Origin of the sequence: Vibrio vulnificus CMCP6 (assembly GCF_000039765.1) — a bacterium.
GTDB classification, from domain to species: domain Bacteria; phylum Pseudomonadota; class Gammaproteobacteria; order Enterobacterales; family Vibrionaceae; genus Vibrio; species Vibrio vulnificus_B.
Genome location: NC_004459.3, coordinates 25,622 through 51,407, shown reverse-complemented (window position 1 = coordinate 51,407; position 25,786 = coordinate 25,622). Strand labels below are relative to the sequence as shown.

The following is a 25,786-nucleotide window of genomic DNA, read 5'->3' as shown; positions in this document are numbered from 1 at the left end:
AAATCAGGAATTACACTGAGTATGGAAAAGCAATCCACCCAGGTTGTCATTATTGGTGCGGGCCCTTCTGGCTCGACCGCCTCTGCGCTGTTACACCAGCGTGGCATCAAAGTCATTGTGTTAGAAAAAGCGCAATTTCCCCGCTTTTCGATTGGGGAGAGTTTGCTGCCGGCTTGTATGGAAGTGGTTGAACAGGCAGGCATGTTAGACGCCGTGAATCAGCATGGTTTTCAATTTAAAAATGGTGCTGCCTTTCGCAAGCAAGGTGTCTATACCGAGTTCGACTTTACCGATAAGTTTACGCCCGGCCCTGGCACGACCTTTCAAGTACAAAGAGCGACGTTCGATAAAGTGTTGGCAGATGATGCGCAGCGTCAAGGGGTAGAGATTCGTTACCAGCATGAAGTAACGGAAGTGACCTTTGAGGGCAGCAAGTCACGGCTTGTGGTGACGGACGAACACGGTCAAGCCTATCAAATTGAAGCCGATTATTTACTCGATGCCAGTGGGTTTGGACGAGTGTTGCCAAAATTACTGGCCTTGGAAGAGCCTTCTTGTTTACCTCCGAGGAAAGCCATTTTTACTCACATCGTCGATAATATCGATGGCGATGGCATCGCTTATACCCGTGATAAGATCTTGATTTCGGTTCATCCTGAAAACGCCGATGTCTGGTATTGGTTGATACCGTTTTCCAATGGTGTTTGCTCTTTTGGCGTGGTTGGCACTCCAGAGTTTTTCCAAAATTATCCAGATGATAAGTTAGCAGCGCTCCAGCAACTGGCGTCAGAAGAACCAGGGCTCGCTCAATTGCTGAAGAAGGCGCAATACCCGAATCCTGCTGGCGAATTAGGCGGCTACTCGGCCAATGTTAAGCACTTAGCAACACCACATTATGCGTTGCTAGGCAATGCGGGTGAGTTTCTTGATCCGGTGTTCTCTTCCGGTGTCACGATTGCGATGAAGTCGGCACAATTTGCCGTAGAGTGCGTTGAGAAACAGTTGGCCGGTAAAGTGGTCGATTGGCAAAAAGCGTATGCCGAACCTTTGATGGTCGGGGTGAATACCTTCCGCACCTATGTTGAAGGTTGGTATGACGGCACTTTGCAAGAGGTGATTTTCTTTGACGATCCTAACCCGCGCATCAAGCAGATGATCTCTTCTATTCTCGCTGGTTACGCGTGGGATGAGAGTAACCCTTATGTCAAAGAATCGAGACGCCGACTGGCAAGCTTGGCGGAGTTTGTTCGCGAGCTGCGCACTGAAACAGCGCTTTGAACGGAATCATCTGCACCCTAAGGAGAAGAAAGAGATCGTCTTTTTAGCCTAAATAGCGAGTAAATGGAAAAGGCCCATCAGGGCCTTTTTCTTTATCTTTCAACGCGGTTGTCATCAAGATTACACTTTATTACGTTTTTACTTATTCAAGATGGATTATTTTGCCAAACGATTCGCGTATTTTATAAAACCTCATTGATTTCTCGGCTTGAGTTACTACATTGGTGTGTCTTGGATTGACCACAGAGCCGAGCGATATCTTAAAGGGAGTTAGGGTTAAGAATGAACAAATGGCTGATTTTTACGCTTGCTTTGGCACTGTCTGCCTCTGCAACGGCAACGGTGCCACCAGCGCCGATTTGGCATGATGTCGAATTAAGTGACGGCTCTTCAACGAAAGTGCGCTTAACGGGTAATGCGGATTTCCATTGGTATGAAGACGAGCAAGGCAATGCACTGATTCAACAGCAAGATACATGGTTTTTCGCAGAAATAAAAAACGACGGTGCTAAGCCTTATCTGATTTCGAGTGGCGATGCAAAATTGGCCGACTCGCAGCCTCCTCTTTCGGCTCAAGATCGCTCGGCGTTACAAGTGACGCCATCTCACGCCAGTCTGCCGGATCGCCCCGTTACTCAACGCTCTCGTTCGCTGCAGCAAACTCTTTTTTCAACACGTTCCGCTTTCGCTTCCCGAGCGCAGCCGTTTGAGCAACCGTTGTTGGTTGTGCAGGTGTCGTTTAGCAACATTTCGATGGATCATGATTTTACAGAGTTGGTGTTCAGTGACGTCAACCAAAGTGTGGTGGATTACTACGACAAAAACTCTTTTGGCCAGTATCGCGTTGTACCAGCTCAAGAAACCTATGGTACGGCAAATGACGGCGTGATCAGCATTCGGGTTTCACAGCAGCATCCGAATTGTCACGACAGCCAAATTTGTACCAATCGTTTGAACAGCATCTTTAGTGAAGCATACCGACTGATCGACCAATATGTGGATTTTTCGACCTACGATCTCAACCGCGACGGCTCTATCGACCCAACTGAGCTGTCGGTGATGTTTGTTTTTGCTGGTGGAGACCGCTCAACCGGTGTGCTCACGAAGCCTGCAATTTGGCCGCACATGTATTTCCACAACACGGTTTATGTCGATGGTAAGCACATTTCTGCCTACTGCTTGTTTGCCGATTATCAAGTCAACCATCAATCCACCTTGGGGGTGATTGTGCATGAGCTTGGCCATCTCATGCTCGATCTACCAGACCTTTATTCTTATAACCACAAAGGTTCAGTGGGATCTTGGGGGGTAATGGGCGCAGGTTCTTGGGCAATGAAAGAGGGCGATCTGTATGCAGGAGAGACTCCTGTGAATATGAGTGCTTGGAGCCGACATGCGGCTGGCTTCATCAATCCACAGATCCTGACAAGCTCAGACAACGACGTACAAATCGTTAATCAGCAAGCGGCCATCGTCAATCTTGACCCCTATCTACAAGAATTTGGTCCGCGTTTGTATGTCGAGAACCGCCGCAAGCAGGATTACGATCGAGCGTTGACAGCGGAAGGGGTATTAGTGACCTCTGTTAACATCAATCATGCTTTTAACCATATAGGCCCGATGCAAGTGCAGATCATGCAAGCGGATGGCTTAGCTGAGCTTGAGAATGGCGGCTGGACTGACGGCGCGGATGTGTATCCTGGTGATAGCCAAAATAGCCTTATTAGTGATAGCTCGCACCCCTCGTTAACGTCAATCACTGGCTTTGCCACTGGCGTGAGCCTAAATAATATTGCGAGTTCAGATGCGTTTGCTTCGTTCCTCTTTCGTCGCCCTGTTGAAGGGTATGATTTCGCTTGGATGACCAGTCTTCGTCGTAGCTATGTTGTCAGTGAAGCGGAGAAGAACAGTGCCGCATTTGCTGTCACGCTAAATTCAGATTCGGTATTGGAGGGGGTGCAGCTTTATTACCAAGTACTCAATGCACTTCAGCCCGTTGAGTATGTGGTGGCAAGTTACCCGGTATCAAATGCCAATTTTGCTTCTTTGGTGCTCAACCCAGCTGAGCGTATCGTGCTTGCCCAAGGCTCGACGTTTGGTAATGGTCGCCTGTTATTTGATGCCCCTGCGAAACTGTCTATGGGGTCGCATACGTTAGTCATTGAGCTGACGAACGCGCAACTGGAGCAAAACTATCAGTTTAGTGAACTCCAAAATATGGAACCGGAAGGAAGTAAAACCATCTGGTTAGGAAATTCGCAAACCAGCAGCAGTGACGGCATGAATAAATTACTGCCATATCATCTCATTCCTTTTGCCGCGCTGCTGGACAGAGACATCAGCGAACTATTGCTACCGGTGAATGATCGCGTTGAAGTCAGCAAAAATGGCTCACTGCAACTCATGCTGACCAGCAACGATCGCATTGACGCCACCTTGGCAGGGCAAGTGGAAGTACACATTGTTACTCAGCCACAACATGGCCGTTTGAGTGGCTTAACGTACACTGCTCCCTCTTATTTTGTGGGTTCAGATCGTTTCAGCTATCGGTTGCAAACCGCGGATGGACGAATGATCTCTGACGTTGCAAACGTCGAGGTAGTCGTTGTCGGCGATAATGTTGCTCCTGTAGTGAACGTTGATGTGCAAGCAAGTCAACTGATTGCTGGTCAGCGTGTACAGCTAAACGGGACGACGACGCAAGATCCGGATGGAGACCCTCTGAACTATCAATGGCGACAGACGTTTGGTCCTTCGGTTTCCCTGAGTGGAACCGATAGTGACACCGCGCAGTTTACGATTCCAGCTTCGGCTCGTATGGGAGATGTGTTTGCGTTTACGTTAGAAGCGAGCGATCCAAGTGGACTGAGTCACAGCGATCATGTGCAGATTGTTATCGTCAATACACCACCAGTGGCGCAAGATGATCATGTGTCGGTTAAGGTCGGAGAGCGTATTGATATCACGCCACTGGCTAACGACAGCGATCACGATGGGCAAACGTTGCAAATAACCCAAGTATCACAGCCGACCTTCGGAAGCGTGTCGCTTATTGACAATCAGATTCGCTATCAAGCACCTGAAGAGATGGCATCCACCAGTGAGGTGGCTTTGCATTACACCGTCTCGGATTCTGAAGGCGCCACAGCGCAAGGACGAGTTACGATCACCGTGTTAGCAACAACGGCAGTGGTGGCAAGCTCCAGTTCCAGCGGCTCCTCTGGCGGCGGGATAGGTGGAGTGATGGTTGTTATTCTTGGTTTACTAGGTGTATGGCGAACTCGTAACCAAAACCACTAGTTATCAAAGCCACTCGTTAACAGAGCCATCAAATGGTGGCGAACGATCTTGTTATCCAAAGCGCACTTTGAGTGCGCTTTTTTATCGCCATTTCCTTGTGTAGGGAATGTTGCTGAGAAGAGCAGCGCCTACCTAAGCAAGCTGATGTGGGCAATGGAAACGCTTTTCAGTTGTCGCCAAGCAACAGGCTGATTTTGCTCTATAGTTAATTCATACCCCAAGTAAGCCTTGTTCTCAAAACCTCTAGCCAAGGCGCTAGAGTGTCATTGAGAATGGGCGATCAATCAGCGATGAATAAGGCCATTTATGTTCAATCGACTCTCAATTAAACAGAAGCTGATGCTGCCCATTGGCTTACTGACATTGGTGATCGTTGCGACGACACTGATCAATGTGCTGCAAGCCAATAAACAAGCTGAGCTTAATTCAATGCTCAATACTCAAGTGCAGCCGGTGATGGATAGCTTAGAAGATGGTTATCGAGACATTTACCAAGTGATCACAGCTGCTCAAGGAATATTACTGGCGCAGTCACAAAGCGAGGTGGATTATCACATTGGTGAGTTTAAAGATAATGCCTACAACGTCGAACCGAGAGTTGGCAAAGTCCGAGAGCTGTTTAATGCCGGTTTGTTGCCAGAATCGGAGCGTCAGCAACTGACGAATCTAACGAGTGCCGCAAAAGCGTGGTTAGCGCTTTATGAGCCGATGTTTGCCCAGCCAAAAAATGCGGCGGGTTACTACCAAGATAACCGTCGCCAGTTTGAGCAGCAATTTGCCGTATTGCGCCAGCAACTGGTTTCCATTCGCAGCTTAATCGAGCAAGTGCAAGGGCAACTAAGAGAAGAGGTTGAACGTTCGATTGATTACAGTGTGTATGTGATTGAAGCTGGGGCGGTTATCTCCATCGCATTGGTGCTGCTCTCTTTCGTCATGGCCAAGCAATTAATTCTTAAACCCATAGAAGGCATTAGTCACGCCATGGCGGAAATCGCGTCAGGGGATGGCGATCTCTCAAAACGCATGGTGGCGACCAGTGACGACGAACTCGGACTACTGGCAGGCGCATTTAATCAATTTGTTTCTCGGATCCACTCCACAGTCGAGCAGGTGATTATTTCCTCCAACGCGGTTCGCGCTGAAATGGAGAACATCAAAACGCTGACGCAAACGGTGGCCGAGTTCTCAGGCCAGCAGCAACAAGAAAGTGAGATGGTGGCCACCGCGGTTAACGAAATGCAGATGACCAGCCAGTCGGTTGCCGAGAATGCCAATGAAGCGGCGTCGGCCAGTCATAAAGCCAACCGCGAAGCGGACAACACCAACGCCATTTTGAAGACCACCGTCAGCTCTATTCAAAGTCTCGCCGGGGAAGTGGATAACGCCAGCCAAGTCATTCACAACCTGGATCTCGATGTAGCGAACATTGCCTCTATTCTTGATGTGATTCGAGGCATTGCCGATCAAACCAATCTGCTGGCGCTAAACGCAGCGATCGAAGCGGCTCGCGCCGGTGAGCAAGGTCGTGGCTTTGCCGTGGTGGCCGATGAAGTGCGTTCGCTCGCTAGCCGTACTCAAGAAAGCACGGGTGAAATTCAATCGATGATCGAAAAACTGCAACAAGGGGCGCGAGAAGCGGTTGCGGTGATGCAAGCGAGTAAAGAGCGTGGCCACGATACGATTGATAATGCAGGTAAAGCCAGTGATTCGCTGGCAGAAATCATCGGATCGATTTCGTTGATGAGCCAAATGAACTCACAAATTGCGACCGCCGCCAGCGAGCAAACCAGTGTCAGCGATGAGGTCAACAACAATGTGATGCACATTTTGGAAAACAGTCATCACATGGTGGAAATGGTCAGCAGTGCAGAAAATGCTTGTCTATCGTTGGCTGGTCAGTGCGAAACATTGGACGACTTGGTCGCGCAGTTCAAAGTTTAGAGCCCCTGATTTCTCTCGGTGTTTGTCGAGAGAAGTCTGTGGTAGCGTAGCGAAAAACTCATCAGGAAGAATGCGCTATGTCTCTTTGGTCGTCGGTGAAATTTGCTCAACGCTACGCTCAACTCCCCAAGGTATTTTATCGTTTGGTGACCCCTCAACCGCTCGACAATAACCGTTGGGTCATTTGGAATGGTGAACTCGCCCAAGGGTTTGCGTTACCCAAGCACGCTGACGATCCACAACTGCTCTCTGTTTTCTCCGGTGCGGAGCCGTTTTCTGCCTTCAAGCCCTTAGCGATGAAATACGCTGGCCATCAGTTTGGGGTGTACAACCCAGATTTAGGTGATGGAAGAGGCTTACTGCTGGGCGAAATGCAAAACCAGCAGGGGCAGTGGTTCGATATTCATCTTAAAGGCGCAGGGCTGACGCCATTTTCTCGCATGGGAGATGGCCGAGCGGTGCTGCGTTCCACCCTTCGTGAATACCTCTGCAGCGAAGCGATGGCCGCTCTTGGCATCGAGACAACGCGCGCGTTGGGCATGATGGTGAGCGACACGCCCGTCTATCGTGAGCAAGTCGAGCAGGGCGCTTGTTTGATTCGTCTTGCCCAAACGCACATCCGCTTTGGTCATTTCGAGCATTTTTTCTATACCGAACAATATGATGAGTTGCGCCTTCTCGCTGACAATGTCATCGAATGGTACATGCCTGAGTGCACCGCACACGACAAACCGTATTTGGCGATGTTTGAACAAGTGGTGGCGCGCACAGCGACCATGATTGCCCAGTGGCAGGCGGTGGGGTTTGCTCATGGGGTGATGAACACCGACAACATGTCGATTTTGGGTCAAACCTTCGATTACGGTCCGTTTGGTTTCCTCGATGATTATGAACCAGGTTACATCTGTAACCACTCTGATTATCAAGGCCGTTACGCGTTTGACCAACAGCCTCGTGTGGCACTGTGGAATCTCTCTGCACTGGCGCATGCCTTATCACCCTTAATTGAACGTGACGACTTGGAACTGGCCTTGGCTCAGTACGAACCGACACTCGGTAAGGTGTTTAGTCAATTGATGAGGCAAAAGCTCGGTTTGCTTAGCCAGCAAGAGGGAGACAGCGAGCTATTTAACGCCATGTTTGCTTTGTTGGCGGAGAATCACACCGACTACACGCGCTTCTTTCGTACCCTTTCTCAACTCGATAGGGAGGATGAACAAACGGTGATCGATCTGTTTATTGACCGAGACGCCGCCCATGGTTGGCTAAGCCGTTACCTTGAACGGGTGGCGATGGAGCAAACCGCCTCTGGAGAGGCGAAATCTGCCCAGCAACGTTGTGAGCAAATGCGCGCCGTCAATCCTAAGTACATTTTGCGCAATTATCTCGCGCAACAGGCGATCGACAAAGCGCAGCAGGGCGATTTTTCGGAGGTGCATACCCTAGCCAAGCTACTGAAAAATCCCTATGACGAGCAAGCCGAAATGGAAGCGTATGCTCACCTTCCTCCTGAATGGGGTAAGAAGATGGTCATCAGTTGCTCTTCTTAAGTTATGCCTGCTATACCCTTCCTACTTGAAGCTGCAGCGGTGTTGGCTGCATTCGTTCACTGGCACGCCAGCCCGGCCCAATCACATAGCGTATCTATGCTCATGGGGATTCACTCATTTGCCGCCTACCTGCAACTTCAAGTTGTTTGGGTATAAGTTGTGAGCTAGCTCCAGATCAGCTTCAAAAATTATTAAAACTTTCGTCAGTGGTTCGCGTTGAAATCGATACACTATGTAAATAAGTTGTAATTTTTTGGATGAGCTCAGATGCAGGATGTAACTCGAATTTTAGTGGTGGACGACGATAGCGAAATTCGCGAACTGCTGGATGAGTATTTGAGCCGCAACGGATACCAAGTGGCCACGGTGGCGGATGGGCATCAGTTAAAACACTACCTTGCAGAAAACGGCTATCCAGAATTAGTCCTGCTCGACATCATGCTTCCCGGTGAAGACGGTTTCAGCCTGTGCCAATTTATGCGCCGTGAATCGACTGTGCCGATCATCATGCTCACGGCGGTCTCGGAAGAGACAGACCAAATCATCGGTTTGGAGATTGGTGCCGATGATTACATTGCCAAGCCCTTTAACCCACGCCATTTGGTGGCGCGCATCAAAGCGGTTTTACGCCGCGTGCACGTCACGCAGGAGAAGCCAAGTGACACGCTGCCAAAGCAGATTGTTTTTGGTGATTGGCGGTTGGATACGTTAGCACACCGCATTGTTCATCAAGAAAATGGCCAGCAACACGAACTGTCAGGCAGTGATTTCGCTTTGCTGATGCTGTTTTTGACCCATCCCGATGAAATCCTCGATCGTGACACCATTTCTTATGCCACTAAGGGGCGTGAGTCGTTGCCTTTTGAGCGCGGTATTGATGTTCAACTGTCACGTTTGCGTCAACGCCTGGGCGACAGTGCACGCTACCCACACTACATCAAAACCATGCGCGGTAATGGCTATATTTTATCGGTGCCTGTTAGCTACGAACATTGAGGTGATTGGAGATGAAGAGGTTTCGCCCCAACTCCTTGGTTGCCAGAACGCTGTTGCTCACCTTGCTCGCGGTGGTGATAGCTCAAGGGATCGCCACCGCTATCTGGTATAGCGAGTCCAAACAGAAAGAGCTGCAAGGCATTCGCTCTGCGTCGGAAAGCATGGCGGGCATGTTTGCCTCGACGGTGACCTTTTTCCAATCCTTACCCGTGCGTTATCGTCATATCGTGCTGGATCAGATCCGCAATATGGGCGGCACGCGCTTTTTCGTCTCTTTCAATAAACAGAAGCTGACTGTTGAGCCGATTGCCGATACACCGTTAAAACTGGCTTCGGTGCTGGCTGTCGAAAGCGTGCTGCAGCAAAAACTCACCAAGGTTGCCTCAATCTCCGTTGACTTCTCGCATCCGCAAAATTTACGTTTGCTGAAAGACGATATCTATCTGCATGACCTACCCAAATCGTGGGCGCACCACACGCTTACTTTGGAGCCGATCAATCCCCCCGTGTTGGTGGTGCAAATTGAGTTAGAAAGTCACGAGTGGATCTACATTGCCGCGCTGCTTCCCGCACCTTATTTGACCTTAGATGACACCATTTTAGGGCGTGAGCAGATCTTGTTTCTCTTCTTCTCAACCACGCTATTGTTAGTGTTGACTTACACCATGATCCGTCGCCAGGTGAAGCCGCTCAAGCGCTTAGCCAAAGCGGCCAATGAAATGAGCATCAATATCGAGCAGCCGCCGTTGCAAGAGGAAGGAGCGAGTGAGCTGGTGACAGCCACGCGCGCGTTTAATCGCATGCAGCAGCGTATTCGCCGTTATGTGGCAGACCGAGAGCATCTTTTTTCCGCCATTTCTCACGATCTCAAAACGCCGATCACCCGTTTGCGCATTCGAGCCGAGTTGCTCGAAGATGACACCAAACGCAGCAAGTTCAATCGCGATCTCGATGATTTAGAGATGATGGTCAAAGGGGCGCTGCAGTGTGTGCGCGATACCGATTTGCATGAGAACAACGACTACATCGATCTCAATGCGATGATCGAGCATGTGATTGATACCTATAATCAGCACGATACTAAGGTCCATTTTCGTCCTATCATCATGGAGCCTATGGTGGCCAAGCCTCTGGCGATAAAGCGAGTGCTCACCAATTTGATCGACAACGCGGTGAAATATGGTGAACAAGCGGTGGTGACACTCGAACACAGTGAGGAGTGGATTTACGTCACCATTGATGACCAAGGGCCGGGAATTGCGGAAGCGCAATTAGAGGCCGTGTTTGAACCTTATTTCCGCTTAGCAAAGGACAGTGAAGGGCATGGATTAGGCTTAGGTATCTGCCGAAACATCTTACACGGACATGGTGGAGATCTCATTATTAGCAATCTGCCGCAGGGTGGTTTACGTGCGCAAGTGCTGATTCCTAAAGGGCTGGAAGTGTAATGTAACAAAGGTGTTACTTTGTGGTTACGGTTTGTTGCAATGCTTATCTCCAGTTATGGATAGACTGCTCAATATCAGGCACGACCTGATCTGTCTAATCCGATACATGGAAGATAACAATGAAAATGAAGAAAACCCTACTTACCCTCTCTCTTATTTCTGCTGCCTCTTTTGCACAAGCAGGCGAAGTAGAAGTGCTGCACTGGTGGACGGCAGGTGGCGAGGCGAAATCCGCTGCCGTACTCAAACAAATGCTTGAACAGCAAGGTCACACTTGGAAAGATTTTGCGGTTGCCGGCGGTGGTGGCGAATCTGCCATGACGGTACTGAAAACCCGTGCGGTTTCAGGCAACCCTCCGTCTGCTGCTCAAATTAAAGGACACGATATTCAGGAATGGGGTGGGTTAGGTTTCCTCACTTCTCTCGATGCGACAGCGAAACAAGAAAACTGGGATGGCATCTTGCCTTCCGTTGTCACTAAGGTGATGAAATTTGATGGTGAATACGTGGCTGTGCCTGTCAACGTTCACCGTGTTAACTGGCTATGGGCAAACCCTGATGTATTGAAAAAATCGGGTGTGAGCTTACCAACTACCTTGGATGAGTTCTTTGACGCAGCGGACAAAATCAAAGCGGCGGGCTTTATTCCTCTTGCTCACGGTGGCCAACCTTGGCAAGACGCGACCGTGTTTGAAGCGGTGGCACTGGATGTGTTAGGCAGCGAAGATTACAACAAAGCGTTTGTCGATCTGGACATGAACGTCTTGTCTGGTGACAAGATGGTGGAAGTGTTCACTAAGTTCAAAAAAATGCGTGATTACATCGACAGCAATGCGCCGGGACGTGATTGGAACGTGGCGACCTCCATGGTCATCAATGGTGAAGCGGCGATGCAAATCATGGGTGACTGGGCAAAAGGTGAGTTTAGCGCTGCGGGCAAAGTACCGGGCAAAGACTACATTTGTGCCCCAGCGCCGGGAACGGCTGGCCAGTTTACCTTCAACATCGACAGCTTTGCTTTCTTTGAACTGAGCGACAAAGCCAATCAAAAAGCCCAGCAAGATTTGGCTCGCACCATCTTGACCAAAGAGTTCCAAGAAGTGTTCAACCTCAACAAAGGCTCGATTCCAGTTCGCTTGGATATGGACATGAGTAAGTTTGATCAATGTGCGCTTGACTCGATGGCGACCTTCAAAGCCAGCGCGAAGTCGGGTGATCTCGTGCCAAGTATGGCGCATGGCCTCTCAACCACCAGTTACGCACAAGGTGCGATCTACGATGTGGTGACCAACTTCTTTAACGACAGCAAGGCGGATCCAAAAGAAGCTGCACAGAAACTGGCGAAAGCCGTGAAAGCAGCGATCTAACCCCCTAGGCGGGCAGGCGTTCTTTGCCTGTCTGCCTATCTCAGCTGATCTTCTCACTCTGAGCGTTTGCTCGGTAGGAAGTGTTTTTCGCTACAAGGAATCGTTATGGAGCATATTTTGAGTGGGCCAACGAGCAAAATCGCACCAAAACCTTCGCTAGCTGATCGCTTGCAACACTGGTTACCGAAACTGGTGTTAGCGCCGACCATGCTAGTGACGGTGGTGTGTATCTACGGATTTATTTTTTGGACAGCGGCGCTTTCCATGACTAACTCCCGTTTTCTACCCAGTTTTAAGTTTGTTGGTTTTGACCAATATGCCAAATTGATGGAAAACGACCGCTGGGTAACGTCGATTACTAACCTAGGTATTTTTGGCGTTCTTTTCATTGCGATTGCCATCGTCTTGGGTGTCGGTCTGGCCATTTTGTTGGATCAAAACATCCGTCAGGAAGGGGCAATTCGCACCATTTACCTCTATCCCATGGCGCTGTCGTTCATTGTGACTGGTACGGCGTGGAAGTGGATTTTGAACCCAGGATTGGGGATAGAAAAACTGTTGAACGATTGGGGATGGACAACCTTTAAATTTGACTGGTTGGTGAACTCGGAGATGTCGGTTTACACCTTAGTGATTGCTGCGGTTTGGCAATCGTCCGGTTTTGTTATGGCGATGTTTCTCGCGGGTTTGCGTGGTATTGATTCCTCGATCATCAAAGCGGCGCAAATTGATGGCGCGAGCCTACCGACCATCTATTGGAAAATCATTCTGCCGTGTTTGCGTCCGGTGTTCTTTAGCGCGGTGATCATCACCTCGCACATCGCGATTAAGAGTTTCGACTTGGTCACTGCGATGACCGCTGGAGGACCGGGCTATTCATCGGATTTACCTGCGCTCTTTATGTACGCTCATTCGTTTACTCGCGGGCAAATCGGCTTAGGTGCCGCCAGTGCGATGATGATGTTAGGGGGCATTCTGGCCATCTTGGTGCCGTATCTTTATTCCGAGCTTAGGGAGAAGCGCGCATGAACTCTTCAGTGAACATGGCCCGATGGTTTATTTACGGCGCATTGGTCTTTTTCTGCCTGGTCTATTTGATGCCGCTGTTTGTCATGGTGATCACCTCGTTTAAAACCTTGCCAGACATTAAGGCCGGTAACTTAATGAGCTTGCCACAAGAGTGGGTGTTTGACGCTTGGTACAAAGCGTGGAATGGCGCCTGTACTGGGGTGAAATGTGAAGGGGTAAAGGGCTACTTTTGGAACTCGTTTCAAATGGTGATCCCTGCCGTGGCCATTTCGACTTTGCTTGGGGCGTTCAATGGCTATGTCGTCACCAAATGGCAATTTCGTGGCTCTAACCTGTTTTTCAGCTTGTTGCTGTTTGGCTGCTTCATTCCTTTCCAAGTGATCTTGCTGCCGATGGCCGCGGTGCTTGGCAAGCTCGGTTTAGCCAATACCACCACCGGCTTGGTACTGGTGCATGTTATCTACGGCATGGCGTTTACCACACTGTTTTTCCGCAACTTTTACATCAGTGTGCCTGATGAGTTGATCAAAGCTGCCAAGCTCGATGGCGCAGGATTTTTTACCATCTTCTTCAAAATCCTTCTGCCTATTTCAACCCCCATCATTATGGTGACGGTGATTTGGCAGTTTACTGCGATTTGGAATGACTTCCTGTTTGGCGTGGTGTATTCCGGCTCAGAAACCCAACCGATCACGGTGGCGCTGAACAACTTGGTCAACACCAGTACTGGGGTGAAAGAGTACAACGTGGACATGGCAGCGGCGATCATTGCGGCGTTACCAACGCTGTTGGTGTATGTGTTGGCGGGTAAATATTTTGTACGCGGGTTAACTGCGGGATCAGTAAAAGGATAAGTAACATGGCAACTCTAGAACTCAAACAGATCCGCAAAACCTACCCAAAAGCGGACCAAGAAACCTTAAAAGGCATTGATATCAGCATCGAATCTGGTGAGTTTCTCATCCTGGTGGGTCCGTCAGGGTGTGGTAAGTCCACCTTGATGAACACCATTGCGGGGTTAGAAAACATTTCTTCCGGTGAAATTGTGATTGATGGTGTCGATGTGGCGCAAGTGGAACCGAAAGATCGCGACATCGCGATGGTGTTTCAGTCTTACGCGCTGTATCCCAATATGACGGTGCGTGGCAACATCGAATTTGGCTTGAAGATCCGCAAAATGCCACAAAGCGAGATCGATGCGGAAGTGCAACGTGTGGCCGAAATGCTGCAAATTGACCACCTTTTGGATCGCAAACCGTCTCAGCTATCTGGTGGTCAGCGCCAGCGTGTGGCGATGGGGCGTGCATTAGCGCGTCGTCCTAAGCTCTATCTGTTTGATGAGCCGCTTTCAAACCTGGATGCCAAATTGCGTGTGGAAATGCGCCATCAAATCAAACGGCTGCACCAAAAGCTCAATACCACCATCGTTTACGTAACCCACGATCAGATCGAGGCGATGACGCTGGCAGACCGTATCGCGGTGATGAAAGATGGCATCTTGCAGCAGCTCGGCACACCACAGGAGATCTACAACCAACCGGCGAATATGTTTGTGGCGGGCTTCATGGGGTCGCCGTCGATGAACTTTATTTCCACTATGGTCGATCTCAACAGTGAAGATCATCCAGTGATTAAGGTGAGTGGTGAGTGTGGTCAGGAGCATCACATCAAACTGCCTGCCTCCATGCGTGAGCAAGATGGCAAACGCGTGGTGATTGGTTTGCGTCCAGAGCACATTTCCGACAAGCCAAGCGATGATCAGAGCGCGTCGACGTGTTTGGATTTGAAACTGGAAGTGTTGGAACCGACAGGGCCAGACACGATTGCGATGATTAAAGTGAATCAACAGGAAGTGGCGTGTCGCCTCTCTCCTGAACTGCAAGCGAAGGCGGGGGAAAGTGCATCGCTCTACTTCGACTTGTCCAAAGCGGTCTATTTTGATGCCGAATCACAACAACGAATAGAGTTTCACTGATGAGGTAGGGTGAAACCCACAAGGGCGAAGCGTGTAGGGCGCGTTAGCCCATTATTTGCGTGTCCTCTATCGTGGCGATGCACATTATCACGGTGTCGCTATGGCATGATCGGGGGAGAATGATCAAACCAAGCTTGCGGTTTGATGTGAGGGCACGCCTTCCTTATGACTTCTTTTCTGCGCTCATCGGTCTTGAACCGCCTTTCCTTCTGTCAGCGCCGCTTTCTTGCAATTGGTGTTTCTGCTATCGGTTTCCCTACCATCAGCTTTCCAGTCATCCGTTTTTCTACAATCCATTTTTCTACAATCCGTTTATCTTGCTTGCCATTCGAGCTCTAAAGATAAGCGACACACCCAAAGCGTTTGATACTAATGTGTCACTTTCCACCCTTTTGTTCTTAATAGATGTGTCATTTCCCACCCATTTTAAACGCCGTAACGGGGTGTTGCTCATGGTTTGTTTGCTTATCTATTTGAATATTATTTAGTTTTTTTATTGGTCTGGTTATTGCTCTAACAGAAGTATCGCACCCAAAGATGGGGCGGTTCGATTAACAAGGAGAAGAATAATGTTAAAGCCTCTAACCCTACTTGCTGCTTCCGTGCTTGCTGTCACCAGTTTCAATGCGGCGGCCAACTGTGACCCAGGCGAGATCGTCATCAAGTTCAGCCACGTCACCAATACCGATAAGCACCCGAAAGGGATTGCAGCATCACTACTGGAAAAACGCGTGAACGAAGAGATGAATGGCAAAGCGTGTATGCAGGTTTACCCAAACTCAACACTGTACGATGACGACAAAGTGTTAGAAGCCATGCTAAACGGCGATGTTCAATTGGCGGCCCCTTCTCTTTCCAAGTTTGAAAAATTCACCAAGAAATATCGCATCTTTGACCTGCCATTCCTGTTTGAAGATGTCGACGCGGTTGACCGTTTCCAAAACTCAGACGCGGGCGTGAAGTTGAAAAATGCCATGAATCGTCGTGGTGTGCGTGGGTTAGAGTTCTGGCACAACGGCATGAAGCAAATTTCAGCCAGCAAGCCACTGATTTCGCCAGCGGACGCCAAAGGATTGAAATTCCGCGTGCAAGCGTCTGATGTGTTGGTTGCTCAGTTTGAACAACTGGGTGCGAACCCGCAAAAAATGTCGTTTGCTGAAGTGTACGGCGGGCTGCAAACCAAGGTTATTGATGGTCAGGAAAACACTTGGTCTAACATCTACGGTAAGAAATTCTTTGAAGTACAGGATGGTATTACTGAAACCAACCACGGCATTTTGGATTACCTAGTCGTGACCTCAAGCAAGTGGTGGGATGGCCTGCCTGCGGATGTGCGTGACCAGTTCGCGACCATCCTAAAAGAAGTGACAGAGCAACGTAACGCTGAGTCCAACAAGGTTGAGTTAGCCAACAAGCAGTACGTGATTGAAGCGGGGGGTGTGGTGCGCACCTTGACGCCAGAGCAACGTGAAGCGTGGGTAACGGCGTTGAAACCTGTTTGGAAGAAATTTGAGAAAGACATCGGTTCAGATCTGATTGATGCAGCATTGGCGTCAAACAAACAATAAATAAGAACGGGCTCTGACGGTCGAGTCAGAGCCCAGTTTTTAGCACAATAATGAGCGAATCGATTATGGAACAATCACTTTTGGCAAAAATTGGTCACTTCACCGATCGGGTAGAAGAAGGGCTGATTGCATTTTTCCTTGGTGCCATGACACTGCTGACTTTCGTCAATGTTGTGATGCGCTATCTCTTTAACGACAACATTCTATGGGCCCTTGAACTTACCGTATTTATGTTCGCGTGGATGGTGTTGGTCGGCGCGTCTTATGGTGTGAAGAAACACTTCCACATCGGTGTGGATGTGGTGATTGATAAAGCCCCACCACCGTTACGCAAAGTGCTGGCCTTGGTGGCCGTCAGTTGTTGCTTAACCTTTTCTATTTTACTTTTGATTGGCTCTTGGAATTACTGGTACCCCTTTGCGACTGAGCGTGCTTGGTATGAAACCGACGATATCCCGATGCCTGAGATTTTTCAGTTTATGTCGGATTGGTTCAATGAAGGCGAAGCGTACGAGAAGATCCCCCGTTTTATTCCTTACATGGCACTTCCCGTTGGGATGGCGTTGCTGACGTTTCGTTTTTTGCAGGTCGCGTGGCGAATTCTGAACAATCAACAAGATCGCATGATCGCGGGTCATGAGGCAGAAGAAGATCTTGAAGCATTGAAAGCGGAGATGGGTGATGCCGACGATTTGATGGGTGGTTCACGTCGTGATGGTAAGGAGCAGTAAGCGATGGATATTCTATTTTTATTTTTGTTAGTCATTGGCTTTATGCTGATTGGCGTGCCTATCGCGGTTTCTCTCGGCTTATCGAGCATTCTGTTTTTGATGTGGCACTCCGATGCGTCTTTGGCGTCGGTGGCGCAGACTTTATTTAATGCCTTTGAAGGCCATTACACCTTGTTGGCGATTCCGTTTTTTATCTTGGCATCCAGTTTTATGTCGACGGGTGGAGTAGCCAAGCGCATCATCCGCTTTGCGATTGCTATGGTGGGGTGGTTTCGCGGTGGCCTAGCTATGGCCTCGGTGGTGGCATGTATGATGTTTGCCGCGCTGTCCGGTTCTTCACCGGCTACCGTGGTGGCGATTGGTAGCATCGTCATCGCTGGGATGATCAAAAACGGTTACTCGAAAGAGTTCGCCGCTGGGGTGATTTGTAATGCTGGAACACTGGGTATTTTGATCCCACCGTCGATTGTGATGGTCGTTTACTCTGCGGCCACCGATGTCTCGGTTGGTCGTATGTTCCTTGGTGGCGTGATCCCAGGGCTACTTGCCGGTCTTATGCTGATTGTGGCGATTTATATTGCGGCACGAATAAAAAATCTGCCTAAGCAGCCTTTTGTGGGTTGGTCAGAAGCCATCAACGCGGCAAAGGAAGCGAGTTGGGGATTACTGTTGGTGGTGATCATCCTTGGTGGTATCTATGGGGGCATTTTTACCCCAACCGAAGCGGCTGCGGTGGCTGCCGTCTACTCATTCTTGATCGCTAACTTCGTTTATAAAGACATGGGGCCTTTTGCCGATAAGCAAAACCAACGTCCTGCGCTCGTGAAAGTATTTGAAGCCTTCTTTCATAAAGACACCCAACATACGCTTTTTGAAGCAGGTAAGCTGACCATCATGTTGCTGTTTATCATTGCCAACGCATTGATTCTTAAACACGTGCTGACGGAAGAGCGCATTCCGCAAATGATCACAGAATCGATGTTGTCAGCGGGGCTTGGTCCCATCACCTTCTTGATTGTGGTCAACGTATTACTGCTGATTGGCGGTCAGTTTATGGAACCGTCAGGTCTACTGATCATCGTGGCTCCGTTAGTCTTCCCCATCGCCATTGCGTTAGGCATCGACCCGATTCACTTGGGTATCATCATGGTGGTGAACATGGAAATCGGCATGATCACACCGCCTGTCGGGCTCAATTTATTCGTCACCGCAGGGGTGGCAAAAATGTCGATGATGAATGTGGTCAAAGCCGCATTGCCTTGGGTGGCGGTGATGTTCCTCTTCCTCATTATTGTCACGTACGTTCCTTGGGTATCGACTTGGCTACCAACCACACTGATGGGGCCGGAGATCATTACCAAGTAACCATGTCGCCTTACCGCAGATTCAATGCGATAAGGTCAAGTGGTAAGTCTCTGTAATAAGTACGAAATTCGTTAAACGTAACCCGCCAAAGCCCATTTGGCGGGTTTCTTTGTAAAGGGCTTACTATTTGCCGCTTAACTCGTTAGTATTCATCCGACTAATTAAATGAAATTAAAATATAGCGTTGGATAAATATGAAATTTGTATGGTCAGTCTGGCTTTTACTTGCGGCGAGCTTTTCTCTTTTTGCGGGTGAATCGCTTGTGTTAACCCCCACACCAGAATGGGTTGTGAAGCAAACTTTTGACAAAGAGAATCGACGAGATCGAGTGGATGGCAGCATTTTCCTGTTAGTGGACAAACAGTACAACTTTACGTTGCCCAAGCCGATGATGTACACCCACTATGCAACCAAATCCGTTAATTCTAAAGGGGTTGAAGACAACTCTCAGATCTCCATTTCGTTTGATCCTCATTATGAAAAAGTGCTATTTCACCACGTCGATGTATGGCGCGATGGTCAACGTATTGATAAGTCGCGAGAGGTGGAGTTAAAGCGTTTTAAGCAAGAATCCGACTTAGAAAAACTGTTGTATAACGGCACTGAAACGTATTACTTGGTTTTGAAGAATGTCCAAGTTGGCGACATTATTGACTACAGCTTTAGCATTGAAGGAGCCAACCCTGTTTTTGGTGATAAGTTTGATACATGGGTTAGATTGGGTTGGTCAGTGCCAGTGGCTAAAGTGTACGCACGCAGCTTGGTCCCTGTAGACAAAGGTTTTACCATCACACGCGTTGGGAACTCAGAGTTCGGTTCATTGACGCATCGCCAAGTTGGCGCGATGGAAGAGTACGTTTTTGAAGATGGTAGAAGAGCGTACGATTTTGATGAAAAAGATCAGCCAAGCTGGTTTATCCCATACCCTTATATCAATGTTTCGAACTACGATAACTGGCAAGAGGTGGCTCAATGGGCGCTTCCTCTTTACCCAAATTCTACCTCTGGGCGTTTGTTCGCTAAAGAGCTAGAGCTTTTGAAAGCTTTGCCTTCAAAAGAAGCGCAAATCATGGCGGCGATTAAACTTTCGCAGCAAAAAATACGTTATTTGGGTATTGAGAACGGTATCGGCTCACACGCTCCTCGTTTGCCTGAGCAAATCTTGGAGCAAGGTTATGGTGATTGCAAAGACAAATCTTTGCTTCTGGCGACCTTGTTAAACCAACTTGGCGTTGAAGCTTACCCCGCATTAGTGAGTACCGTTCATCGCGAGAAACTCAACGAACAACTGCCGGGTCATAGTGCATTCGACCATGTTATTGTGAATTTCTTCCATCAAGGTATTGAATATTGGGTTGATCCGACAGTTACAGAACAGGGCGATGCGTTAGATTCGATTGTACAGTCTGAGCTTGGTTACGCGCTGGTGATTAAGCCCGAATCTATTTGGTTGAGTGAGATGAATGTCAACAATACCAATCAGATCACCTCAAGTGTTGAATACCAGTTCAAGCACCAAAAAGAGGGTGACAGCACGATGAAGATCACGACTCTTTACGAAGGGCATCAAGCTGAGCGTATGCGTCGCTACCTAACGGCAAACTCAATGGATACGGTGATGGGTGAGTATGAAGACTACTATAGTCGCTTCTATCAAAGCGTTTATGCGGCGGAAGAGTTTGAGTATCAAGATGACCCTCAGAGCAATGTTGTGACCATGGTCGAAACTTACGTTCTCGAGAACCCGTGGATGGAAGGTGATGAGAATACTGTGCGAGTGGAAGTGACGGCGGATATCATCAATAACTCGCTCTATGCGCCAGAAGCTCAAAATCGTAAAACTCCGTACTACGTTGGATCGCCTTTGATGATAGAGCAGAATATCGTGGTGAACTTGCCAGATAGACTGAAGCTCGAAGAGGAAGCGTTTTCAGTTAAGAATGATACCTATTCGCTGGATGTTTCGATTAAGGGTGATGGGGAAGGGCTGTTACAGGTATTGGCGCCAGTTTATAAGAAAATCAACATGAACTACCGGTACCAAAGAAAGGCGTCCTCGGTTTCGGTTGATGAACTACCGAAGTACATCAAAGAGACAAAGCAAGCGAATGAGTTTATGACCTACTACTTCAGCTATGCCAAAGGAAAATAACAAGGAACCAAGATTCCTCATGTTTGCCCATTGAGTGCATCTGAGAGGAGTACAAGGGAAAAATGACACAAGGCCACCAATCATTTTGTGGCCTTTATTGTTTGTAGTTTTCTTTATCTAAACCATAGCGCTGCATTTTGTCATACAGGGTTTTTCTCGCCACTTGCAGTTTGTCCATCGTCTCTTTGATGCTGCCACCACATTCCATCAGCGTTTGCTCGATGACGCTTTTTTCAAATTCGGCCACTTGGTCAGAGAGCGCATAATGCACTGTTGTGCTTGCAGGTGTCTCACCGAGCTGCGCCAACTTGCCAAGCAAAATGTATCGCTCAGCCGCATTGCGCAGTTCTCGCACATTGCCTGGCCAATTGTGAGCTAACAGCTGCTGTAAATCGCTGGCAGAGAGCGCAGGGACGGTTTTTGCGTAACGAGCCGCCGCCACCAGTAAAAAGTGGTGAAAGAGGGCCGCGATGTCTTCTTTTCGTTCCCGAAGAGGCGGCAAGTTGAGGGTTACCACATTGAGACGATAGTAGAGATCCTGACGAAACTCACCGTTGGCTGCCGCTTGTTTGAGGTCAACCTTAGTGGCGGCGATAATACGCACATCCAAAGGCAGCAACTGATTTGACCCGACGCGTTCAATCACGCGCTCTTGCAACACTCGCAACAAGCGGATTTGTGCTTGCATTGGCATCGATTCAATTTCATCGAGAAACAGCGTTCCCCCCTGAGCAAATTCGAATTTCCCAATGCGTTGACTGTCTGCGCCAGTGAACGCGCCTTTTTCGTGCCCATAGAGTTCACTTTCAATCAGATTCTCAGGAATAGCCCCGCAATTGAGGGCGACAAAATTTTTCTCACGACGAGGACTTTGTTCATGAATAGAACGAGCAATCAACTCTTTGCCAGTGCCTGTTTCGCCAAACAGCAGAATATCAGCTTGGGTGTCAGCGATGTGACTGATGGTTGCTCGTAATTCTTGGATGGATGGCGTTTCACCAATGATTCTCGGTCCAAGGGTTTTGCTCGCTTTAAGTGATTGTCTCAAAAGCTGGTTTTCATTGGTTAATTGACGTTTTTCAATCGCTCGTTTAACGGTTTCCACTAGATGTTCAGAGGCAAAGGGCTTCTCGATAAAATCATAAGCCCCGTTGTGAAGTGCTTTCACCGCCATCGAGATGTCGCCGTGACCAGTGATCATAATGACGGGTAGATCGGGGTCACGATGAATTAAGGTGTTGAGCAAGTCCATACCCGAGATGCCGGGTAGGCAAATATCGGTGATGACCACCGCAGGTTGTGTTTGCGCTTTCATGGCCAACAAGGCACTTTCTGCATCAGCAAAAAAGTTTGCTTCAATCTCGGCCAACTCAAAACTCTGTTCCACGGCGAGTCTGAGATCGGATTCGTCATCAATAAAATAAACCAAGCTCATATTAAACCTCTGTATTGATAGTGGGCAGCATAATGGTGAAGCGAGCTCCGCCGAGCGGGCTGTGTGACACTTGAAGCTTGCCGTTCATACCCGCCAATATCTGTTGTGAAATCGATAGGCCGAGGCCTAAGCCGTTTTTCTTTGTAGTATGGAAAGGTTCGCAAAGCTGAGCGAACTTCGCAGGGTCGATACCTGGGCCGCTATCATCGATATGGACACGGATTTGCTGTTCAAGCGTCCGGTCCACGGTGATACGCAGTTGCTTTGCCTCTGTGTTCTCCATCGCTTCAATCGCATTGGTAATCAGATTGATCAGGACTTGTTCCAGCTGAATGGTATTGATCACCAAGTGGATATCGTGTTCTGGAAAATCGGTTTCGAGTTGCACACGCGCGGATTTGAGGGAGGGTTTCATTAGCTCGTTAGCTGAGAGTAGTACGGGCATCAAGCGCGCTTCGACAAGCTCATCACCCGCGGATTTTCGTGCGAAAGAACGCAATTGTTGGCTGATTTTGGCCATCCGCTCAGTCAATGCGGAAATGCGACTGAGATTTTCATCGACCCGAGGATACTTCTCTTTTTCTAAAAAGAGTCTGCCGTTATCGGCAAAGCTGCGAATCGCAGCCAATGGGTTGTTGAGTTCGTGGCTGATACTGGCGGACATCTGTCCGATAACTGCGAGTTTGGCGGCTTGAATGAGTTCATCTTGAGTAAGTCGTAAGGCTTGTTCGGTCTTGGTGCGCTGTGCGATTTCTGCTTGCAACTCGGCGGTGCGCTCCATCACAAGGAACTCCAGCTTTTGTTTCGCTTCTTGTTGCACCCTTTCGATCTGGCGATGCTTTTGCTGTCGGTGGTAGTAGAGTTGACCAAGTAAGAAAAGAATCGCAAATACCAAGGTTTCGACCAAAAGCAGGCCAAAGGTGGTTATTACCAAGTTATGTTTCGACGAGAGAACCCGAATCGTCAGTGCTAAGTCAGGTAAAGGCAGTGAAGAGACAATCATGGTGCCTGAACTGTAAGGTTCGCCTTGCTTGATTTCACTTTGCTTAGCGTTTAAATCACCGACGAAATCCAGTGATTCAATGCTTTTATCCAAATATTGTCGTGAGTCACGAATACGTTGTAGTTCGCTCTCTGACTTTGGTGTCAGGCTTTTAAATAACCAAGCAGGGTCACTGGACATAAAAACGATCTGATTTTCATCGTCTGCCACAAACACGCTGCGCTTTTCTCGCCAATTGTCCTCTATGGAAAGGAGCTCCATCTTAACCACCACAACCCCGATGATCGACCCTGCATAGGTGACAGGGTAGGAGTAATAGTAGCCCCGTTGGCCCGAGGTGGAACCGAGCGCGAAATATTGGCTGCGTTGGCCTACAATAGCCTGTTTAAAATAAGGGCGGAATGCAAAGTTACGTCCCACAAAAGAGCGGTCAATATTCCAGTTACTCGCGGCAATAGTATTGCCGTATTCGTCAATTAAATAGGTATCCGCCGCTTGAATCACCGCGTTCACTTCTTCGAGATAGCGGTTGGTCAGATCAATCTGAGCACTGTTGTTTGGCTGTTGCAGTGCATCGATGAGAGGCTCATCTTTGGCGAGCAATTGTGGAATGTGCGCGAATTTGTCCAGTTTGTTCTGGATGTGCCCGGCGAATCGCTCTAATTGAGAATGATGCTGCTGCGTCAACGCTTGGTAGCTAGTCAGCCATATGTAGCGGCCGCTGACCAACATGCAGAGCAGATAAATAACGAAGAACATAAGCACGATACGTGTGCGTTGAGACATCCTGATTCTCCGAAAACAAAATCGCAGCAAGCAATGACAGGGAATGCATTCTGTTTAACTTGCCACAAAACAGTCCAATTGGGGTGGATAGCCAGATGTTATCGGTTTGTAGAAAAGAGTGGCGAAAAAGATCTCAACTCTGTGGAGCAAAACAAGAGCAAGATCTCTTTTTACGCTTTTCGATAAAAAAAGCAGTCGATTCTCTTGAAAAACTCGTTATTGTCCCAATCTTAGTTGCTAACCGCCAAATTGCGACATGAATTCGAGATTTTAGGACAGACATTGCGCACATAGTGGTGATTGGCTCGACAGGGTTGGATCAGATCGTTAGAATGTCGCGTCTGAAATTTTGTCCTGAGACTAATGGGAGATACCTTTGGCCCTGCTGAAGATATCACTGATTAGTTTGGTTTCATGGCGAAACCGATACTCGATTTTAAAATAGGTGTTCGTAAAGAACACAGACAAGGATGCAGCCGTATTCGTTTGCTCTGGCATTCGTTAGGCTCATATGCTCAGTGAAACTGAGCCATTTTTGAGGTTTATATATAATGCAAGTTACTGTTGAAACGCTAGAGGGCCTAGAGCGCCGTCTGAATATTACTGTTCCTGCTGCTAACATCGAAGATGCAGTTACAGCTGAACTACGCAACATCGCTAAAAACCGTCGTTTCGATGGTTTCCGTAAAGGCAAAGTGCCAATGAAGATGGTTGCGAAAATGTACGGCAAAGCAGTACGTCAAGACATCCTAGGTGAAGTAATGCAACGCCACTTCATCGAAGCGATCATCAAAGAAAAGATCAACCCAGCGGGTGCGCCAACTTTCGCTCCGGTTGAAAACAAAGAAGGCTCAGATCTAGTATTCAACGCAACTTTTGAAGTTTACCCAGAAGTTGAGCTTAAAGGTCTAGAAAACATCACTGTTGAAAAACCAGCAGTTGAAGTGAAAGACGCTGACGTTGAAGAGATGATCGAAACTCTACGTAAGCAACAAGCGACTTGGACTGAAGTTGAAGAAGCGGCTGAAGCTGGTAAGCGTGTAAGCATCGATTTCGTTGGCTCTATCGACGGTGAAGAGTTTGAAGGCGGTAAAGCTGAGAACTTCCCACTAGAAATGGGCGCTGGCCGTATGATCCCTGGCTTCGAAGATGGTATCGAAGGCAAAACTAAGGGCATGGAATTCGAAATCGACGTAACATTCCCAGAAGATTACCACGCTGAAAACCTAAAAGGTAAAGCAGCGAAATTCGCTATCAAAGTGAACAAAGTTGAAGCACGTCAACTACCAGAACTAAACGACGAATTCGTTGCTAAATTTGGTGTAGCTGAAGGTGGCATCGACGCACTTAAAGCAGAAGTTCGTAAGAACATGGAGCGTGAGCTTAAGCAAGCGGTTAAAAACCGTATCAAAGAGCAAGCGATCGACGGTCTTGTAAAAGAGAACGAAATCGACGTGCCAGCTGCGCTTATCGACCAAGAAATCAATGTTCTACGTCAGCAAGCAGCACAACGCTTTGGTGGTAACGTTGAAGCAGCAATGCAGCTTCCTCGTGAACTGTTTGAAGAGCAAGCGAAACGCCGTGTTGTAGTGGGTCTACTACTAGGTGAAGTGATCAAAGCTCACGAGCTAAAAGTTGATGAAGAGAAAGTGAAAGCTATCATCACTGAAATGGCGACTGCTTACGAAGATCCAACTGAAGTTGTGACTTACTACGAGCAAAACGAACAGTTGATGAACAACATGCGTAACGTTGCTCTAGAAGAACAAGCTATCGACGCGATCATTGCTAAAGCTCAGGTTTCTGAAAAAGAAGTTAGCTTCAACGAGCTAATGAACCAACCAGCTTAATAAGCAATATC

Annotated in this window: 18 protein-coding genes; 16 read left to right on the top strand and 2 right to left on the bottom strand. The window is 48.4% G+C overall.

Going from position 1 to position 25,786, the window contains the following annotated elements; all coding sequences use genetic code 11:
• The first annotated feature begins 21 nt into the window (after nt 1-21).
• The 15 genes from VV1_RS00190 to VV1_RS00125 all read left to right on the top strand — a co-directional run bounded on the left by VV1_RS00190 (nt 22) and on the right by VV1_RS00125 (nt 20,701).
• Nucleotides 22-1,278 carry an NAD(P)/FAD-dependent oxidoreductase gene (locus VV1_RS00190; protein ID WP_011078166.1) on the top strand — a complete coding sequence of 419 codons (1,257 nt, stop codon included), beginning with the start codon at nt 22-24 and terminating at the stop codon, nt 1,276-1,278.
• A 282-nt stretch (nt 1,279-1,560) separates the two neighbouring features.
• A complete protein-coding gene (locus VV1_RS00185; protein ID WP_011078165.1) occupies nt 1,561-4,578 on the top strand; it encodes a M6 family metalloprotease domain-containing protein in 3,018 nt (1,005 codons plus the stop codon).
• Nucleotides 4,579-4,884: 306 nt separating this feature from the next.
• Nucleotides 4,885-6,519, top strand: a complete 1,635-nt coding sequence (locus VV1_RS00180) for a methyl-accepting chemotaxis protein (protein WP_011078164.1) — start codon at nt 4,885-4,887, stop codon at nt 6,517-6,519.
• A 77-nt stretch (nt 6,520-6,596) separates the two neighbouring features.
• A complete protein-coding gene (locus VV1_RS00175) occupies nt 6,597-8,069 on the top strand; it encodes a protein adenylyltransferase SelO (protein WP_011078163.1) in 1,473 nt (490 codons plus the stop codon).
• A 267-nt stretch (nt 8,070-8,336) separates the two neighbouring features.
• Nucleotides 8,337-9,065, top strand: a complete 729-nt coding sequence (locus VV1_RS00170) for a response regulator (RefSeq protein ID WP_011078162.1) — start codon at nt 8,337-8,339, stop codon at nt 9,063-9,065.
• Between the two features lie 11 nt (nt 9,066-9,076).
• Nucleotides 9,077-10,513, top strand: a complete 1,437-nt coding sequence (locus VV1_RS00165) for an ATP-binding protein (protein WP_011078161.1) — start codon at nt 9,077-9,079, stop codon at nt 10,511-10,513.
• A gap of 119 nt (nt 10,514-10,632) precedes the next feature.
• Entirely contained in the window at nt 10,633-11,880 is a 1,248-nt protein-coding gene (locus VV1_RS00160) for an ABC transporter substrate-binding protein (RefSeq protein ID WP_011078160.1), read from the top strand.
• A 105-nt stretch (nt 11,881-11,985) separates the two neighbouring features.
• Nucleotides 11,986-12,909 (top strand): carbohydrate ABC transporter permease, encoded by a 924-nt coding sequence (locus VV1_RS00155; protein ID WP_011078159.1) that lies wholly within the window; start codon nt 11,986-11,988, stop codon nt 12,907-12,909.
• Nucleotides 12,906-13,763, top strand: a complete 858-nt coding sequence (locus VV1_RS00150) for a carbohydrate ABC transporter permease (protein ID WP_011078158.1) — start codon at nt 12,906-12,908, stop codon at nt 13,761-13,763. The genes VV1_RS00155 and VV1_RS00150 overlap by 4 nt, the downstream gene beginning before the upstream one ends.
• Before the next feature lie 5 nt (nt 13,764-13,768).
• Nucleotides 13,769-14,884 carry an ABC transporter ATP-binding protein gene (locus VV1_RS00145; protein ID WP_011078157.1) on the top strand — a complete coding sequence of 372 codons (1,116 nt, stop codon included), beginning with the start codon at nt 13,769-13,771 and terminating at the stop codon, nt 14,882-14,884.
• Between the two features lie 119 nt (nt 14,885-15,003).
• Nucleotides 15,004-15,372, top strand: a complete 369-nt coding sequence (locus VV1_RS24810; RefSeq protein ID WP_158306835.1) for a hypothetical protein — start codon at nt 15,004-15,006, stop codon at nt 15,370-15,372.
• 81 nt (nt 15,373-15,453) lie between these two features.
• On the top strand, nt 15,454-16,452 hold the full coding sequence (locus VV1_RS00140; RefSeq protein ID WP_011078156.1) for a TRAP transporter substrate-binding protein: 999 nt from the start codon (nt 15,454-15,456) through the stop codon (nt 16,450-16,452).
• A 65-nt stretch (nt 16,453-16,517) separates the two neighbouring features.
• Nucleotides 16,518-17,183 (top strand): TRAP transporter small permease, encoded by a 666-nt coding sequence (locus VV1_RS00135; protein ID WP_043920891.1) that lies wholly within the window; start codon nt 16,518-16,520, stop codon nt 17,181-17,183.
• 3 nt (nt 17,184-17,186) lie between these two features.
• The gene (locus VV1_RS00130) at nt 17,187-18,548 is read left to right on the top strand and encodes a TRAP transporter large permease (protein WP_011078154.1); all 1,362 of its coding nucleotides are present in this window, start codon (nt 17,187-17,189) and stop codon (nt 18,546-18,548) included.
• 194 nt (nt 18,549-18,742) lie between these two features.
• Nucleotides 18,743-20,701, top strand: a complete 1,959-nt coding sequence (locus VV1_RS00125; protein ID WP_011078153.1) for a DUF3857 domain-containing protein — start codon at nt 18,743-18,745, stop codon at nt 20,699-20,701.
• Nucleotides 20,702-20,795: 94 nt separating this feature from the next.
• Here VV1_RS00125 and VV1_RS00120 read toward each other — a convergent pair whose 3' ends face one another.
• The gene (locus VV1_RS00120; RefSeq protein ID WP_011078152.1) at nt 20,796-22,136 is read right to left on the bottom strand and encodes a sigma-54-dependent transcriptional regulator; all 1,341 of its coding nucleotides are present in this window, start codon (nt 22,134-22,136) and stop codon (nt 20,796-20,798) included.
• Nucleotide 22,137: 1 nt separating this feature from the next.
• A complete protein-coding gene (locus VV1_RS00115; protein WP_011078151.1) occupies nt 22,138-23,925 on the bottom strand; it encodes a sensor histidine kinase in 1,788 nt (595 codons plus the stop codon).
• Between the two features lie 551 nt (nt 23,926-24,476).
• Between VV1_RS00115 and tig the strand changes: the two genes are divergently transcribed.
• Nucleotides 24,477-25,775, top strand: a complete 1,299-nt coding sequence (tig, locus tag VV1_RS00110) for a trigger factor (RefSeq protein ID WP_011078150.1) — start codon at nt 24,477-24,479, stop codon at nt 25,773-25,775.
• Nucleotides 25,776-25,786: the final 11 nt, after the last annotated feature.

Coding starts and splice junctions, on each gene's coding strand:
- VV1_RS00180 (WP_011078164.1), top strand. CDS start 4,885: ATGTTCAATCGACTCTCAATTAAACAGAAGCTGATGCTGCCCATTGGC.
- VV1_RS00155 (WP_011078159.1), top strand. CDS start 11,986: ATGGAGCATATTTTGAGTGGGCCAACGAGCAAAATCGCACCAAAACCT.
- VV1_RS00170 (WP_011078162.1), top strand. CDS start 8,337: ATGCAGGATGTAACTCGAATTTTAGTGGTGGACGACGATAGCGAAATT.
- VV1_RS00190 (WP_011078166.1), top strand. CDS start 22: ATGGAAAAGCAATCCACCCAGGTTGTCATTATTGGTGCGGGCCCTTCT.
- VV1_RS00145 (WP_011078157.1), top strand. CDS start 13,769: ATGGCAACTCTAGAACTCAAACAGATCCGCAAAACCTACCCAAAAGCG.
- VV1_RS00130 (WP_011078154.1), top strand. CDS start 17,187: ATGGATATTCTATTTTTATTTTTGTTAGTCATTGGCTTTATGCTGATT.
- VV1_RS00115 (WP_011078151.1), bottom strand. CDS start 23,925: ATGTCTCAACGCACACGTATCGTGCTTATGTTCTTCGTTATTTATCTG.
- VV1_RS00140 (WP_011078156.1), top strand. CDS start 15,454: ATGTTAAAGCCTCTAACCCTACTTGCTGCTTCCGTGCTTGCTGTCACC.
- tig (WP_011078150.1), top strand. CDS start 24,477: ATGCAAGTTACTGTTGAAACGCTAGAGGGCCTAGAGCGCCGTCTGAAT.
- VV1_RS00135 (WP_043920891.1), top strand. CDS start 16,518: ATGGAACAATCACTTTTGGCAAAAATTGGTCACTTCACCGATCGGGTA.
- VV1_RS00120 (WP_011078152.1), bottom strand. CDS start 22,136: ATGAGCTTGGTTTATTTTATTGATGACGAATCCGATCTCAGACTCGCC.
- VV1_RS24810 (WP_158306835.1), top strand. CDS start 15,004: ATGATCAAACCAAGCTTGCGGTTTGATGTGAGGGCACGCCTTCCTTAT.
- VV1_RS00150 (WP_011078158.1), top strand. CDS start 12,906: ATGAACTCTTCAGTGAACATGGCCCGATGGTTTATTTACGGCGCATTG.
- VV1_RS00165 (WP_011078161.1), top strand. CDS start 9,077: ATGAAGAGGTTTCGCCCCAACTCCTTGGTTGCCAGAACGCTGTTGCTC.
- VV1_RS00125 (WP_011078153.1), top strand. CDS start 18,743: ATGAAATTTGTATGGTCAGTCTGGCTTTTACTTGCGGCGAGCTTTTCT.
- VV1_RS00160 (WP_011078160.1), top strand. CDS start 10,633: ATGAAAATGAAGAAAACCCTACTTACCCTCTCTCTTATTTCTGCTGCC.
- VV1_RS00175 (WP_011078163.1), top strand. CDS start 6,597: ATGTCTCTTTGGTCGTCGGTGAAATTTGCTCAACGCTACGCTCAACTC.
- VV1_RS00185 (WP_011078165.1), top strand. CDS start 1,561: ATGAACAAATGGCTGATTTTTACGCTTGCTTTGGCACTGTCTGCCTCT.